11 protein-coding genes and 1 pseudogene are annotated in these 15,199 nt (G+C 66.0%); 3 read left to right on the top strand and 9 right to left on the bottom strand.

Annotated features, from left to right (window positions below; all coding sequences use genetic code 11):
• Nucleotides 1-106: 106 nt before the first annotated feature.
• The 4 genes from CLAM6_RS00735 to CLAM6_RS00720 all read right to left on the bottom strand — a co-directional run bounded on the left by CLAM6_RS00735 (nt 107) and on the right by CLAM6_RS00720 (nt 4,425).
• Entirely contained in the window at nt 107-964 is an 858-nt protein-coding gene (locus tag CLAM6_RS00735; protein ID WP_054556486.1) for an ABC transporter ATP-binding protein, read from the bottom strand.
• 153 nt (nt 965-1,117) lie between these two features.
• On the bottom strand, nt 1,118-2,176 hold the full coding sequence (locus CLAM6_RS00730) for a FecCD family ABC transporter permease (protein WP_153635059.1): 1,059 nt from the start codon (nt 2,174-2,176) through the stop codon (nt 1,118-1,120).
• Between the two features lie 138 nt (nt 2,177-2,314).
• A complete protein-coding gene (locus CLAM6_RS00725) occupies nt 2,315-3,283 on the bottom strand; it encodes a FecCD family ABC transporter permease (RefSeq protein ID WP_043333495.1) in 969 nt (322 codons plus the stop codon).
• 176 nt (nt 3,284-3,459) lie between these two features.
• Nucleotides 3,460-4,425 carry an ABC transporter substrate-binding protein gene (locus CLAM6_RS00720; RefSeq protein WP_242007725.1) on the bottom strand — a complete coding sequence of 322 codons (966 nt, stop codon included), beginning with the start codon at nt 4,423-4,425 and terminating at the stop codon, nt 3,460-3,462.
• A 595-nt stretch (nt 4,426-5,020) separates the two neighbouring features.
• On the opposite strand from CLAM6_RS00720, the gene CLAM6_RS00715 reads away from it, so the two are divergent.
• Nucleotides 5,021-7,405 (top strand): mechanosensitive ion channel domain-containing protein, encoded by a 2,385-nt coding sequence (locus CLAM6_RS00715; protein WP_172978609.1) that lies wholly within the window; start codon nt 5,021-5,023, stop codon nt 7,403-7,405.
• 139 nt (nt 7,406-7,544) lie between these two features.
• On the opposite strand, the gene CLAM6_RS00710 is transcribed toward CLAM6_RS00715, so the two are convergent.
• From CLAM6_RS00710 to hemC, 5 genes are all read right to left on the bottom strand, one after another.
• Nucleotides 7,545-8,129 carry a DUF2780 domain-containing protein gene (locus CLAM6_RS00710; protein WP_159055812.1) on the bottom strand — a complete coding sequence of 195 codons (585 nt, stop codon included), beginning with the start codon at nt 8,127-8,129 and terminating at the stop codon, nt 7,545-7,547.
• A 531-nt stretch (nt 8,130-8,660) separates the two neighbouring features.
• On the bottom strand, nt 8,661-9,884 hold the full coding sequence (locus CLAM6_RS00705; RefSeq protein ID WP_043333341.1) for a heme biosynthesis HemY N-terminal domain-containing protein: 1,224 nt from the start codon (nt 9,882-9,884) through the stop codon (nt 8,661-8,663).
• Nucleotides 9,881-11,422 carry a uroporphyrinogen-III C-methyltransferase gene (locus CLAM6_RS00700; RefSeq protein WP_242007724.1) on the bottom strand — a complete coding sequence of 514 codons (1,542 nt, stop codon included), beginning with the start codon at nt 11,420-11,422 and terminating at the stop codon, nt 9,881-9,883. The genes CLAM6_RS00705 and CLAM6_RS00700 overlap by 4 nt, the downstream gene beginning before the upstream one ends.
• Nucleotides 11,423-12,307: a uroporphyrinogen-III synthase gene (locus tag CLAM6_RS00695; protein ID WP_153635057.1), complete on the bottom strand. Its 885-nt coding sequence runs from the start codon at nt 12,305-12,307 to the stop codon at nt 11,423-11,425. It lies immediately after the preceding gene.
• A gap of 10 nt (nt 12,308-12,317) precedes the next feature.
• Nucleotides 12,318-13,265, bottom strand: a complete 948-nt coding sequence (hemC, locus tag CLAM6_RS00690; protein ID WP_242007723.1) for a hydroxymethylbilane synthase — start codon at nt 13,263-13,265, stop codon at nt 12,318-12,320.
• Between the two features lie 275 nt (nt 13,266-13,540).
• On the opposite strand from hemC, the gene argH reads away from it, so the two are divergent.
• Complete coding sequence (gene argH / locus CLAM6_RS00685) at nt 13,541-14,935, top strand: argininosuccinate lyase (RefSeq protein WP_043333338.1); 1,395 nt, start codon at nt 13,541-13,543, stop codon at nt 14,933-14,935.
• 92 nt (nt 14,936-15,027) lie between these two features.
• A pseudogene (gene lptM, locus CLAM6_RS18175) lies at nt 15,028-15,162 on the top strand (LPS translocon maturation chaperone LptM); the annotation flags it as partial.
• Nucleotides 15,163-15,199 lie beyond the last annotated feature (37 nt).

The following is a 15,199-nucleotide window of genomic DNA, read 5'->3' as shown; positions in this document are numbered from 1 at the left end:
CTGTCAGAGGCAGAGCGCTCTCTCAAGTCACCCTCTTCAGGCCTTCCCAAGGCCCGGCAGCGGCCACGCAGGCGCCACAGCGCCCGTCATGACCACAGCCTCGGGTTCAGGTCGCGCTGCCGCTCAGGCGCTCGCTGGTGCGGCGTACACCGATCAGCAGCGGCGTGCCGGTGTCGGGATCGGGGATCAGGCGGCACTCGACCCCATAGAGCTTGCGCACCAGCTCCGGCGTCACCACCTCGGCGGGCGCACCCTCGGCGATCACGCGACCTGCGTGCATGGCCACGATGTGGTCGGCATAGCGGCAGGCGCTGGCCAGGTCATGCACCACCATCACGATGGTCTTGCCCTCTTCATGGGCCAGACGCTGGATCAGCTCGAAGACCTCGATCTGGTGGCCGAGGTCCAGCGCCGAGGTCGGCTCATCCAGCAGCAGCAAGGGTGTCTGCTGTGCCAGCGCCATGGCGATCCAGGCACGCTGACGCTGCCCACCGGACATCGAGGCCAGCTCACGGTCCGCCAGGCTCTCGATATCGGCGGCGGCCATCGCCTCGGCCACCAGCCGCTGATCTTCCTCTGACCACTGACTCAGCGCGCCCTGATAGGGCTGACGACCGAAACGCACCAGCTCATGCACCGTCACCCCCTCGGGCGAGTGTGTCTCCTGAGGCAGCAGCGCGATGCGCTGGGCCACTTCGCGCCGCTTGTAGGCGTGAATGTCCTTGCCTTCCAGCAGCACCGCGCCTGACTCAGGCAACTGCAGGCGAGCCAGCCCTGCCAGCAGTGTCGACTTGCCACAGCCGTTGGGCCCGACGATCGCCGTCACCTTGCCGTCGGGCAGCCCCAGGGTCAGCGAATCGATCACGGTGACATGGCGCTGGCGCGCGCCATAGCCCAGCGACAGCTCGTTCGCTCGCAGGGTATCGGTGGTGGCCGCGGCGTGGCGATCGGCCGGGGAATTCATCGCTCGCGGATCAAGCATCGTCTCAGCGCTCATGGCGCACTCTCCTGAAACATCATCGGCCGCTGGAACATCATCAGCCGCTGAAACATGTCGTGCGACGCTGAGCGGCAAGGGCTGGCCCTGGGCCGCTCAGCAGGACAATAGGGGCAACGGCTAGCGCGGGCTGCGCAGCAGTATCCACAGCAGATAAGGGCTGCCGACCACGGCCATCACGATACCTACCGGGATTTCCAGCGGTGACAGCAGGGTGCGACCGGCGAGGTCGGCCAGCACCATCACCAGCGCACCGGCCAGCGCCGAGGCCAGTAGCGGCACGCCCTTGTGGCGCGACAGGTAGCGTGCGATCTCGGGCCCCACCAGCGCCACCATGCCTACCGGCCCGGCCACCGCGACGGCCGCCGCCGTCAGTACGACCGACAGCCACAGCGTGATCAGGCGTACACGCGAGACCGGCTGTCCCAGCCCGGTCGCGACGCGGTCGGTGAAGCGCAGCGTATTCAGCCCGCGCCCCAGCCAGAGCGCGATCGGCACGCCGATCAGCAAGACCAGCCCCAGCCAGGTGAGCGAATCGGCGTCACGCGCATTGAGGCTGCCGACCGTCCACGGATAGGCGCTGTTGGCGGCATCGATGGAGACTCTTGCCAGCATCAGCTGCGTGCCGGCACCGAACAGCGCCCCGACCCCGATACCGGCGACCAGGAAGCGATAACCGCGTGTGCCGATGCCGCCGGAGAGCCCGAAGGCCAGCGCAGTGGCGATCACGGCACCGCTCAGCGCCATCACCGGCGGCGCCAGCGAGATGCCCATCCCGACCACGGAGGCCACCGCGAAGGCGGTCGCGCCATTGTCGATGCCGATGATGCCGGGTGTCGCCAGACGATTGCCGGCCAGGGTCTGCATCAGACAGCCCGCCAGCGAGAAGGCAGCGCCCGTGGCGATGCCGGCCAGCAGACGCGGCAGGCGCAGTTCCTGCACCACGAAGACGGTGGCGAACTCGCCGTGCCCGAAGGCCGCCTTGAAGGCATCCCACGGCCCAAGGCCGGCACTGCCCAGCATCAGCGAGGCGACACTGGCCATCAGCAGCGCCAGCAGCAGTATTCCGGCCGCCAGCAATGGCGCACGCAACAGCAACAGGGACAGCTTGCCATGTCGCCACCAGAGCGTGCCGGTAGGGGCCGAGCGGAGGGGATCAAGCGGTGAAGGTCTAGACATCATCGATTCCAAACAAGGCCCTGTCAGGACAACGCCTGACAGGGCCGGTCGATTCAAGCAATGAGGCGATGGCGCCGGCATGCGCGCCAGCCTGGCCTCCATCATCGTTCACGCCGCAAGCGCCAGAGGCACCAACTACTACAGGGTGGGCAGACGGCGAGCACGCACCACGGCAATCAGCACGGGCGCGCCCATCAGGGTCGTCAGCACCCCCAGCGGCAGCTCCGAGGGCGGCACGACCAGCCGCGAGACCACATCGGCGCTCAGCAGCATGGTCACGCCCAGCGGCAGGCACAGCCACAGCGTGCGCCGCACATCGGCGCCGCACAGCGCTCGCGCCACATAGGGCACGGCGAGGCCGACGAAGGCCACCGGCCCGGCCAGTGCCGTCGCGGCACCGACCAGCAGCGCCACCACCAGGATCGCGACCTTGCGCACGCGCTTGGGATGGTGGCCCAGGCCACTGGCGACCTGCTCACCCAGCACCATCGCGGAGAGCGGCCGCGCCAGCCACAGCGTCAGCAGCACCGCGAGCAGGATACTGGGCAGGCTGCTGTAAAGCGCCTCCAGCGAGCGCCCGGCCAGACTGCCGATCACCCAGAAGCGGATCTCGTCGGCCGCGCGCTGGTCGATCAGCAAGGCCAGAGACGTCAGCGCCACCAGCAGGCTCGACAGCGCCGCGCCGGCCAGCACCAGGCGCACCGGGTCCTGACGTGCGCCGCTCATCCGCACGGTGCTCATCACGAACAGACAGCCCAGCAGCGCACCACTCTGCGCCACCATCACGTGCATGCCGGTCGCTTCCATCCCCAGCAACAACGCCACGGCCACGGCAAAGGAGGCCCCGGCACTCACGCCCAGCAAGCCCGGCTCCGCCAGCGGGTTGCGTGCCACCACCTGCATCAGGGCGCCGCCACAGGCGAGCATCATGCCGACCACCATGCCGATCAGGGTACGCGGCGCGCGCAGCTCAAGCACCACGAAGCGCGCCTGATCACTGCCCTGTCCGGCCAGCACCTGCAGCGCCTGCCAGGGGCCGACATCGCCAGCCCCCCACAGCAGGCTGGCCAGACAGGTCAGCAGGGCACTCAGGCAGGCCAGCGGCATCACCCGACGCAACGCAAGACGCCCGGAGACCTTGTGGGTCATCCGGGCGGCATGTGCGCGTGGCCTGCGGACCTGTGGAGAGGTCTCTTCAGCCTGCATACCACCTCCCGCGTCGCTGTTGCGGGAGGTCCCCTGCCTGCGCAGGGGTCAAACGTCGTGCACCGACATGACTGCGACTAGCCATCATCGCGCGCCCGGTCGATATCCTTCAGCAGTGCTTCCGCGGCCAACGGGCCACTGGCGCTGGTCCACAGCTGGCCATTCACGCCGACCAGGCTGTCGCGGTCCGCTGTCTCGAGACGCTGGAAGGCCGGCTCTGCCGCCAGGGCGTCGACCGCGGCATCAGAGGAATCGTCCATGGTGGCGAGGAAGATGGTCTGCGCATCGATGCGTGCCATGTTCTCGTCGCTGAGCGGATCGGAATGCGGGCGACCCGGCTTGACCAGATCACCGCCGACCAGCTCATAGCCGCTGGCCGCCATCAGGCCGGTCGCGAACAGCTGGTCGGACATCGCCATCAGGCCACCCGGCATGCGACGCACCAGGCTGGCGGTTTCCGGGGTGGTCATCTCGGACTTCAGACGCGCGGCGTGCGCGTCGATGGCGGCCAGACGTGTCTCGAGTTCCGCTTCGGCCGTCTCGCCCAGCGCCTCGGCATAGACACGACTCTGCTCCTTCCAGCCCTGCTGGCTCAGCGCCGAAGCGCTCGGCACGACGGTCGGCGCCAGACGCGACATCAGCTGGTACTGGGTCTTGTCGAGGCCCGGCGGCGCCAGGATCAGGTCCGGCTTGAGCGCGACGATCGCCTCGAGATTGAATTCACGCGGCGTACCGATGATCTTGATGTCCGGCACCTGCGACTGGATATAGCTCGCCACGCCATCACCGCCACGCGTGGTCACGGTGCCCAGCGGCGTCACCTGACTGGCGACGGCCACATCCAGCGCGCCTTCGTACAGGGTGACGACACGCTGCGGCGTGCCCTCGATGTCCAGCTCACCGTAGGCCGTCTCGACACTGCGTGCCTCGGCAGACAGGGAAGCCCCCATCAGCGCTACCGCCAAGGTCGCCATCAGGCCCTGTTTTAACCATGCAGGCCGGGTCATGCCACGAGCAGTAAAAGCAGTCGACGAGACGGTCATGCAGTACTCCGAAATGAAGGAAATGATCTCGCACTCAAGCGAAGGCAGGCGTGATCCTGCGCAGGACGATACCGCAAGGTGACCCCTGTGCGCATGACTATCACACTCGAGCAACGAATAATAATCAATCGCAACAATACCGGCTCATCCTGTGACTCACCACACCAGTTCATGCAACGCGACATTGCAACATCCTGCGTGGCAGCAGGTCCCGCCTCTCCCCCGAGCAGCGCCTGAAGACCTTGAAGGTTGGCGGCACCTGCCGCAGGCTGTGCGCAAGAATGTCTCTGGCGGAGTCCCCGCAGGGGTTGGGATAGCACCAAGTGCCCCGATAACTGAGGGATGGGCTCTCGCTCGGCGTGCGCGCAGGACGCGCGTGACGCCCCTTCAACATCTACCTGACAGATCCTCGCGTTATTGATGGGACGCTTGCGAGCCTCTGATGCACCTGGGGAGCCTGCTCTCACTCTCTACCCCGACGCCTCACACACTCACCGACATGGAGAAGCCATCTGTGGCGATTCCGACACCCCCGCACTCCCCTCCCGCCCTTGCTGCCTCGCGCCAACCGGACTCATGGCGACCTGCCTGGCTGATGTCCGCCCTGATGATGCTGTTGATGGTGTTGAGCCTCGGGTTCAGCAGCCTGTCCCATGCCGCCCCGGCCGAGGACGGCAGCGGCGATGGCGCGACATCCTCCTATGAGAGCCTGGCCACGCTGCTGGAAGACCCCAGTCAGCGCGAGGCCCTGATCGAAGGCCTGCGACAGCTGGACAGCAAGGCGAGTGAACAAGCCGTCGAGGTGGCGGGGGAAGACGTCACCCTGAGCGAGGACTCGCCGTCACTGTCGCGTCAGCTGGCGGCCATCAGCCAGGACCTGGTCGCGGATCTCTCCGCCACGCTGGACCGCATGCTGGGCACCCTTGATGGCCTGGCCAACGAGGACGCCGACGAGATCGACTGGAGTCGCTTCACCAGCGAGGCCGTAAGCCTCGGGCTGGTCGTCATCTCGACCATCGCGCTGTTCCTCGTGCTGCGCAGACTCGCCAAGCCGCTGTTCTCGCGCGTCAGCCAGTGGTCACTGGATGGCCAGCACCGCAGCCCCCTGCTGCGCACCCTGCTGGCGGTACTGGTCGCGGCGGTGGTGGACATCGCGGTCATCGGTCTCGCCTTCCTCGGCGGCTATCTGCTCGCCATCTTCGCCTATGGCGAACAGGGCGTGATCGGTCAGCGCGAGTCGATGTTCCTGAACGCCTATCTGGTGATCGAGCTGTTCAAGGCCTTGATGCGCATGCTGTTCTCCTCCGGTTACAAGGGGCTGCGTCTGTTGCCGATGCCGGATGAGGTGGCGCGCTACTGGAATCGCTCCCTGGCCATGCTGGCCGGCTTCATCGGCTACGGCATCCTGGTCGTGGTGCCGATGATCAACAACAACCTGGCACCGGCCGTTGGCAGCTTCGTCAATCTGCTGATCATGGCCATTACCCTCGTCTGGGCCATCGTGGTGATCTCGCGCAATCGCATCATTCTGCGTGACCGCCTGCTCACTCAAGCCCGCGAGGCGCACAACGCGCTCATCGCCGTGTGTCTGCGCATGCTGGCGCGCACCTGGCACCTGATCGCGCTGGCCTACTTCGCCACCCTGTTCATCATCTCGCAGACGACGCCTGAAGAGGCGCTGCCGTTCATGATGGGGGCGACGCTCAAGACGCTGCTCGCCATTGGCGGCGGTGCTCTGCTGTCGCGCGTGGTGACGCAGCTGATCGGCAAGCGCATCCAGATCTCCGACAAGCTGCGTGGTCAGCTGCCGCTGCTCGAGAAGCGCCTCAACTCCTACATCCCCACCGCGCTGCGCATCATGCGCGCCATCATCCTGATCGTGGTGGTCGGCATGGTGCTGAATGCCTGGCACATCGTGGCGCTCGGCGAGTGGCTGGCAACCGATGCCGGTGCCCTGCTGCTGTCGCGCATCTTCCATGTGCTGTTCATTCTCGCCTTCGCCATCGCGGTCTGGGTCGGCATCGCCAGCCTGATCGAGCACAAGCTCAATCCGGACACCGGCAAGGGCAAGCCGTCCTCGCGGGTGGAAACCCTGCTGGCGCTGTTCCGCAATGCCATCGCCATCGCGATGATCGTCTTCACCGCGATGATCGTGCTGTCCGAGATCGGCATCGACATCGCGCCGCTGCTGGCCGGTGCCGGGGTACTGGGTCTGGCGATCGGCTTCGGCGCCCAGAAGATGGTGCAGGACATCATCACCGGGGTGTTCATCCAGCTGGAGAACGCCATCAACACCGGCGATGTGGTCTCTGCCGGTGGCGTGACCGGTACCGCGGAACGCCTGACCATCCGCTCGGTGGGCATCCGCGACCTGTCCGGCACCTTCCATATCGTGCCGTTCTCGTCGGTGGATACCGTCTCCAACTACATGCGTGACTTCGCCTACCATGTCGGCGAATACGGCATCTCCTATCGCGAGAATGTCGACCACGCCATCGTGCACCTGCGTGCGGCCTTCGATGAGCTCGAGGCAGGCAGCTATGGTCCGGAGATTCTCGAGCCGGTCACCATCGCTGGCGTCTCGGCCCTGGCCGACAGCTCGGTCAATATCCGCGTGATGATCAAGACCAGCCCGGGCAACCAGTGGGCCATCGGTCGCGAGTACAACAAGCTCGTGAAGCAGCACTTCGACGCCGCTGGCATCGAGATCCCGTTCCCGCACATGACCATGTACTTCGGTCAGGACAAGGACGGTGGCGCGCCGCCGGCCAACGTGCGCACCATGCAGGCGCCGTTCGTGATCGATGGCTCGGCCGCCGGTCAGCCGAAGACTCCCGAGCAGCGCGAGGCAGCCGCCAAGGTCGCCAAACGTCGCGAGGAGAATCCGCTGACGCGTCATGCCACCGAAGACGGGGAAGTCGTGGATGCCGAGGAACAGCGCATCCGTCAGACCACCCAGCCGGATGCCGACGGCGACTGATCAAGCGCCTGCACTATCCCGACACGGCTGCCTGCGCAGGCAGCCGTCCTGAAACGAAAACGCCCCCGAGCCAGTGGCTCGGGGGCGTTTTCATGTGCGGGCATAAAACACTGCCTCACACCTCATGCAAGGGACTGGCTCAGGAGCCGGTGCCCCACATGCTGGACAGCGAGCTCAGCAGCGTCGAGCTGACGCCTTCGCCGCCCATGTAGCTGAGCAGCACCGGCGCGAACTGGGAGACCATGCTGCTGTCCATGCCCAGCGCGGAGAAGGCGCTGTCCAGAGACGCGCTGTCATCGACATTGCCGACGGTGCTGGCCAATGCCGTGGCATTGTCGTTGCCGCTCAGGCTCGCCAGGCTGGAGAGCGTGGACAGCGAGCTGCTGCTGGTCAGGCTGGACAGCTGCGGCACGTCGGTGGACAGCTCGGAGGTCGCGCTGGTGCCAAGCTGGGACTGGGCCAGGGCCAGCATGGCAGCAGAGCCACCCAGCGCCTGAGTGGAGGACACACCCAGCTGGGAAGTCAGGCTGGACATCAGGTCGGCTGCCGGCAGGGACTGGCCTGTCTGGCTGCTCAGCATACTGCTGGCGAGGCTCATCATGGAGCTGGACGAGCTGGAGGAGCTGGCGGCGTTGCTGGAAGAGCTGTTACCGGTAGCGGCACAACCGGCCAGTGACACGGCCAGTACAGAGGCGCCCATCAGGGCCAGGGACTTATGCAACATGCAGACTCCATCATCGCTTGGGGAAACGGACCGCACTCGGCCCGTAGATGCACCACGTGCATGGGCGCATCCGACACGCAGAATCATCGCACGGAGGAATCGCTTCCAGCCAGCGCCACACACTCACGCTCTGGCCGTGAAGGCCCGGACGCATCGTTGCCGGATCAGCAACGAGAAATCCGGCACCGGCCATGCCCACGCCAGCATGCACCCGCCGACATCCCACGGTGGCGTGCTGACAGGGCGAAAGCCTGGGCGAGAATGCCCTCAGCGCCCGTCATACGGGCAAAAAGAAGGGCATCCCGTCACACAGCGTGTGAACGTGGATACCCCGGAGAGAAACCTGCATCACCGGCCGACAGCGCGACCGGTGCAATTGGGCAATACCTTTCATCAAACAAGGAAACATCGTGCAAGCCGCCGAGTGTCTTGTCCGCCAGCCTTCATGACGCCTGTCGTGCCTTAGTTGGCACTCGGGGGTTCACTCGACGGCTGGCGCTCGACGGTTGACTGACACTCGGCGGCCGCCCCTCAGGCGTTGTCCTTGCTCGGCTGCGGCAGGGCCGGCAGTGAGCGATCCAGCAGCTCGACACTCTGACGGTAGTAGAGCTGACTCTTGTTGTGCTCGCCCAGGTTGGCGAACAGACGCGCGAGTTCAGCACACACCGTACCGCTCGGACGCTGGCGCTGGCTAGCCTCGAAGTACTCCTGAGCCTTGCCCCAGCTGGCGTTGCGCAGTGCCAGACGGCCCAGCGACAGCAGCAGGTCCGGATCATTCGGACGCTCCTGCAGCCACTTCTCGGCATACACCAGCTGACGCGGTGCATCCACGTCCAGCAGGCCGTAACGCAGCACCAGACGCGAATCCCAGCACTCCTTGAGGGAGTGACGCAGCAGACGCTCGGCCAGACCTTCCTGGCCACCGGCAATCAGCGCCTCGGCGTAGAGCGCGACCAGATTCACATCGGTGCGCAGGTGGTCCGGCATGTCGGCCCACAGGTTGCGCACGCGCTCGATGTCTTCCGGATTGCGCGCGGCCTGCTGGATCAGCGCCACATAGGCACGCTGTTCCAGCTCCTTCTTCTCCTCGGGGGAGATGAGGTCCTGCTTGTCGAGACGCGGCATCAGACGACGCAGACCATCCCAGTCATTGACCGCCAGATAGGCCTGCTTGAGCAGCTTGAGCACCTGCGGGTGCTCGCCCAGCTGCTTGTCGAGACGCGTCAGGGTCGCCAGCGCCTGCTCATGCTGCTGGCGGTCCAGCATCAGCTGTGCCTGCACCAGACCCACGGCACTCTCGGAGCCCTGGGTGGACTCGTGCGCCCGCTTGAGCAGCGTGTCCGCCTGCTCGAAACGTCCCTGATAGTGCGCGGCCAGGGCGGCGGACAGGTAGTTGACCAGCGGCGTGCTGGAATCTTCCGCCGAGTGAGTCAGCGACTTCTCGGCCCGCTTCCAGCGGCCTTCGGCCAGCGCCACCAGACCCCGTACGGTCTTGCGCGTGGCATTGCGGTGACGCGTACGGCTGTTCCACACCTTGAGGCGGGAGAACGGATGCGCGAAGCGCGACAGCAGGCGCAGACCGAAGTGCAGCACCACGAAGCCCGCGAACAGCAGGATCAAGCCGAACCAGAAGGAGGTCTGGACCGAGGTATCGCCGACGCGAATCAGCCAGTAGCCCGGGAAGGCCTGCATCAGTTGCCCGAACAGGGCACCGATGGCCAGCCCGATGATGATCAGCAGTATCAGGACTCTCATGCGTTGCCACCCCCTTGCTGGGCGCGACGCTCGATCAGCTCACGCAGCTTGCTCAGAGAGGCGGAGATGTCAGGCAGCTCCGGACGGATGGTCTTGCTCTTGAGCTCTTCCAGCTTGGCGACGGCATTCTGCACGCCATCGGTCTTGGTGTCGTAGTAGCCATTGACCAGCGTGATGGCCTTGTCGATGGCGGCCTGGTAGAGCTTCGGCTCCTCCTTGAGCAGCGCCAGCTGCGCCTGCTCCAGCACCAGACGCACGTTCTGACGCAGGTAGGATTCCTGCTCCGGCGTGATCAGGGCTTCCAGTGCCTCGTCATGACGACGCACGGTGACCAGGTCCTTCAGCTCGTTGCCGAAGCGGGCCAGCTGCTGCTGCCAACCGCCTGTCGGCGCTGCGTCGTTCTCGACCTTGGCGGCGATCTCGGCCACGTCCTGCTTGAGCGGCAGACGCGCCAGCTGTTCCTGCTCGGCGAGCAGCGCCAGATAGATACCGCTGCGATCGACGCGCGGCACGCTGTCCAGGCTGGCCAGCTCGGACTGGATGGCCTTGCGCACCGGCAGCAGCGCAGGGTTGTTGGCCGCCGCGATACGCGCATCGGCGTTCTCGAGCAGCGCATCGGCACCGTTCACGTCACGCTCCAGCTGCAGACGCTGGTTGGCGAGGCGCAGCAGGTACTCGGCTTCCGCATAGTGCCAGTCACGCGCGTCGGTCTGCTGGGACTTGCTGAGCTCCTCGAGCACCTTGTTGAGGGCCTGCTCGGTGTCCTGGCTCTCGCTGGACAGGCGCTTGTCGAGCTCGCTGACGCGGGATTCATTCTTCTCCAGCGTGCTCGACAGGCCATCGACCTTGCTGGAGACCTGGCCGACCTGCTGGGTCACGCTCTCGCTGACCTGCTTGTCGAGGCCCTGGGCATCCGGCAGCGCATTCAGACGCTGCCAGCCGAACCACGCCAGCACCGCGACCACGATGGCCAGCACGATGACGAGAATCAGCGCGATGCTGCCGGCCTTGCTCTTCTTGCCCTGCGGCTCGCCGGGCGGCGGCGTGCCACCCAGGCCTGCACCACCAGCGCTGGCCGTCTTGCCAGCCGGCGTGGAGGGCTTGCCGGGAGTCGCCTTGCCAGCACTCGGCTTGGCGGCAGACGCCTCCTTGGCGGGTTCGCTACGCTCCGGAAGCGGCGATTTTGCGCCGGAAGGCGTCGATGCGTTGTCGTCTGAAGTCTGGCTCACGGGCGTGGACTCACTGGCAGTGGAGGATGAGGTTGAAGAGGAGGAGCTGCCCTGCCCCTTGCCACGCCCACGACGATTGCGCCCACCTCGCGAGCGGCGCTCGCGCGGGGCATCAGCCGTGTCGGATGACGAGGAAGAGGACGAACGGGAGGCCTCGGCGCCAGGGCGGCCAGAGGCAGTGTCATCGGCGGAAACGCCGGAAGCGGAAGAAGCATCTGATGCGCGAGCGGCAGCATCCTTGTCGCCCGGCTTGCCGGGCGTCATGCCGGCAGAGCCGTTATCTTCCTGATCGTGTTCTCGGTTGCTCATCTACGCTTGCCCTTTTCCGGATTCTTGGGAATCGATGGCCTCACGCGGACCAGGCGCAGTGGCGCCGGTCACTGCATGGCGAGTCTTGCTGATGGGGGCGCAGGCGCGAAGTACTGCCTGCGTCAGGGCCCCGGGTGAAGCGTCCTCGGCGACCGTCACGCGCTCGAAACCATGAGCGTGTGCCAGTGTAGCCAAACGGTGGCTCGACACGATTAGCGGTTGGTGCAAGGCCTGCGGCGTCACCGATGCCATCACCGTCTCGAGCAGTTCATTGCTGGTCACCACCATTGCATCATACGCGCCCGCCGCCAGACGGCCAGCCTGTTGCGGCGACAAAGCCAACGGAAGGCGTCGATAAAGTGCCAGACGCGTGACCTGAGCACCCCGTGCCACCAGCGTCTCTTCCAGCAGCGGACGCCCGCCTTCACCAGCCACCAGCAACCAGCGCTGACCCGCAAGCACCCTGAGCGACGGCAGCGACAGCAAGGCTTCGCTGGTGGTGCCGACCGGCGCATCGCGCTCGGCATGCTCACTGCGCGTGGCGCGCGGCGGAACACGCACCGGCACCCCCAGCCGCGAATGCAGCACTTCGGCCGTGGCCGCGCCGACGGCATAGAAGCTGACGCCTTCGGGCAGCTGTGGCCACCACTCCTCCAGCCAATCGGCCAGATAGCCGGCGGCCTGGGGCGAGATCACGATCACGCCGCGATACAGATCGACATCGATGATCGCCTGGCGCGCGGCGGGTTCCAGCGGCAAGGCCTCGAGCGCCATCAACTTGAGGCACTCCACCTCGCAGCCGGCCTCACTCAGCATCGCATCGAGAACCGCTCCGCGCGAGCCCGGCCGCGTCGTCAACACCTCAAGACGCGACGCCTTTGCCATCGCTGACACCTCAGCCACGAGCGTCGCCGTAGACCGCCGCCAGAATCTCGCCGGCCCCCTGGGAGAGCAGGTCTTCGGCAACGGCGACGCCCAGCGCCTCCGGCGCATCGGACGGGCCACGCGCTTCGGCGCGCAGGATGACCGTCCCGTCGGGGTTGCCGACCAGCGCGCGCAGCCACAGCTGGCTGCCTCCTTCCTCGAGCACGGCATAGCCGCCGATCGGCACCTGACAGCCACCTTCCAGGTGCGTGTTCATGGCGCGCTCGGCCAGCACGCAACGGCTGGAGTCTTCATGGGCCAGCGGCTCGAGCAGCGCAAGAATCTCCTCGTCCTGCAGGTTGCACTCGATGCCGAGCGCACCCTGACCACAGGCTGGCAGGCAGGTCTCGGCGTCCATCTCGGCGGTGATGCGCGCATCCAGCTCGAGGCGCTGCAGGCCGGAGGTGGCCAGGATGATGGCGTCGAACTCGCCGGCATCCAGCTTGCCAAGACGCGTCTGGACATTGCCACGCAGGCTCAGCACTTCCAGGTCCGGGCGTGCCGCCTTGGCCTGCAGACCACGACGCAGGCTGGAGGTGCCCAGGCGCGCGCCCTGCGGCAGGGCATCGAAGTTGGCACAGGAGTTGGACACGAAGGCGTCGGTCGGGGCGTGACGCTCGAGAATCACCGCCAGTCCCAGCGACTCCGGGAAGTGCATCGGCACGTCCTTCATGGAGTGCACGGCGATATCGGCGCGCCCGTCGAGCATCGCCTCTTCCAGCTCCTTCACGAACAGCCCCTTGCCGCCGATCTTGGCCAGCGGGGTATCGAGAATCTTGTCACCACGCGTCGACATCGGCACCAGCTCGACGCTCAAGCCAGGATGCAGGGACTCGAGTCGCGCCTTGACGTGTTCGGCCTGCCACAGGGCGAGCAGGCTCTTGCGGGTCGCGATACGCAGAATCTCACGGCGGGGCACGGCATTCTCCTTGCTGGCGCGCAATGCACGCCATCTGGTTCGAAGTTGTTGAGCAAACATGACTGACGAACAGCGCTGCCCTCTGATGACACTTATCATAAAGCCAGTCACCTCAGGGGGAAAATCCGTGGCACGCTTTCCTGCGATCCGCCGGACTGGCCGCGGCCCCTCGCCCACGCGCAGGAGTCTGGTACACTCCAAGGTCAACGATACCGGCTGCGCGACCGTGCACCGGACGCCGAACTCTGGACACGTCACCACAATTCGAGATCCCGATGAGCGAATCTACCAATCAGTCCTGGGGCGGCCGCTTCAGCGAGCCGACCGATGCCTTCGTGGCACGTTTCACCGCCTCCGTCGATTTTGATCAGCGCATGGCGCAGCACGACATCCAGGGCTCCATCGCCCACGCCACCATGCTGGCTGGTGTCGGCGTGCTGAGCGAAGAAGAACGCGACGTCATCATCGCGGGACTGAAGGAAATCAGTGAAGAGATCGCGCGGGGCGAATTCGAGTGGTCCGTGGCACTGGAAGACGTGCACATGAACATCGAGGCACGCCTGACCGCCAAGATCGGCATCACCGGCAAGAAGCTGCACACCGGCCGCTCACGCAACGACCAGGTCGCCACCGACATCCGCCTCTATCTGCGTGACGAGATCGACGCCATCGACGCCGAACTGACGCGTCTGCGCGAAGGCATGCTGGGGCTGGCCGAGCAGGAAGCCGACACCATCATGCCGGGCTTCACTCACCTGCAGAGCGCCCAGCCGGTCACCTTCGGCCACCACCTGCTGGCCTGGCAGGAAATGGTCGCCCGCGACCAGGACCGCCTGCGTGACTGCCGCGTGCGCATGAACGTGCTGCCGCTGGGCGCCGCGGCGCTGGCCGGCACCACCTTCCCCATCGACCGTCACGTCACCAGCGAGCTGCTCGGCTTCGACCGTCCGACCGAGAACAGCCTCGATTCGGTCAGCGACCGTGACTTCGCCATCGAATTCACCAGCTTCGCCAGCCTGCTGATGATGCACCTGTCACGCATGAGCGAAGAGCTGGTGCTGTGGACCAGCGCTCAGTTCGACTTCATCGACCTGCCGGACCGCTTCTGCACCGGCTCCTCCATCATGCCGCAGAAGAAGAACCCGGACGTGCCGGAGCTGGTGCGCGGCAAGACCGGCCGTGTCTATGGCCACCTGATGAGCCTGCTGACCCTGATGAAGTCCCAGCCGCTGGCGTACAACAAGGACAATCAGGAAGACAAGGAGCCGCTGTTCGATACCATCGATACCGTGCGCGGCAGCCTGCGTGCCTTCGCCGACATGATTCCGGCGATCCGCGCCAAGTCCGACAACATGTACGCCTCGGCCAGCAAGGGCTTCGCCACCGCGACCGACCTGGCGGATTACCTGGTGCGCAAGGGTGTCGCCTTCCGTGATGCCCACGAGATCGTCGGCAAGTCCGTCGCCTTCGGCATCGAGCAGCAACGCGACCTGTCCGAAATGACCCTGGCAGAGCTCCAGCAGTTCTCCGACACCATCGAGCAGGACGTCTTCGACGTGCTGACGCTGGAAGGCTCCGTCGCGGCACGCAATCACATCGGTGGCACCGCGCCGAACCAGGTCCGCGCTGCCGTGCAGCGTGCGCGTGACGCCCTGGCCTCGCGCGCCTGATCATCCTCTTTCGGGCCTGGTCGCCACCCATGGCAACCGGGCCCGCATCGCTCTATCGCTTGCTGCCAGGAGGCCGCCCGATGCGTCATCTGATGAGCCAGTCCGCCCGTCATACCCTTCGCACCCTCGCGGCGCTGCTGCTGGGTGCTGGCCTGCTGGCCGGCTGCGGCCAGAAAGGCCCGCTTTATCTTCCGGCGGACGCCGATGCCGGTGGTCAGCGTGCCGAAGCTCCCGCGCCGGCAGCTGACGCCTCCGAGACAGAGA

The sequence above is a fragment of the Cobetia sp. AM6 genome (assembly GCF_009617955.1).
In the GTDB taxonomy this organism is placed as follows: Bacteria; Pseudomonadota; Gammaproteobacteria; order Pseudomonadales; family Halomonadaceae; genus Cobetia; species Cobetia amphilecti.
This window is presented reverse-complemented; position numbering and strand designations above follow the sequence as displayed.

Excerpts from the sequence above, each read along its gene's own strand:
- argH (WP_043333338.1), top strand. The coding sequence starts at position 13,541 with ATGAGCGAATCTACCAATCAGTCCTGGGGCGGCCGCTTCAGCGAGCCG.
- CLAM6_RS00725 (WP_043333495.1), bottom strand. The coding sequence starts at position 3,283 with ATGCCGCTGGCCTGCCTGAGTGCCCTGCTGACCTGTCTGGCCAGCCTG.
- CLAM6_RS00720 (WP_242007725.1), bottom strand. The coding sequence starts at position 4,425 with ATGACCGTCTCGTCGACTGCTTTTACTGCTCGTGGCATGACCCGGCCT.
- CLAM6_RS00700 (WP_242007724.1), bottom strand. The coding sequence starts at position 11,422 with ATGAGCAACCGAGAACACGATCAGGAAGATAACGGCTCTGCCGGCATG.
- CLAM6_RS00715 (WP_172978609.1), top strand. The coding sequence starts at position 5,021 with ATGTCCGCCCTGATGATGCTGTTGATGGTGTTGAGCCTCGGGTTCAGC.
- CLAM6_RS00695 (WP_153635057.1), bottom strand. The coding sequence starts at position 12,307 with ATGGCAAAGGCGTCGCGTCTTGAGGTGTTGACGACGCGGCCGGGCTCG.
- CLAM6_RS00730 (WP_153635059.1), bottom strand. The coding sequence starts at position 2,176 with ATGTCTAGACCTTCACCGCTTGATCCCCTCCGCTCGGCCCCTACCGGC.
- CLAM6_RS00735 (WP_054556486.1), bottom strand. The coding sequence starts at position 964 with ATGAATTCCCCGGCCGATCGCCACGCCGCGGCCACCACCGATACCCTG.
- CLAM6_RS00710 (WP_159055812.1), bottom strand. The coding sequence starts at position 8,129 with ATGTTGCATAAGTCCCTGGCCCTGATGGGCGCCTCTGTACTGGCCGTG.
- CLAM6_RS00705 (WP_043333341.1), bottom strand. The coding sequence starts at position 9,884 with ATGAGAGTCCTGATACTGCTGATCATCATCGGGCTGGCCATCGGTGCC.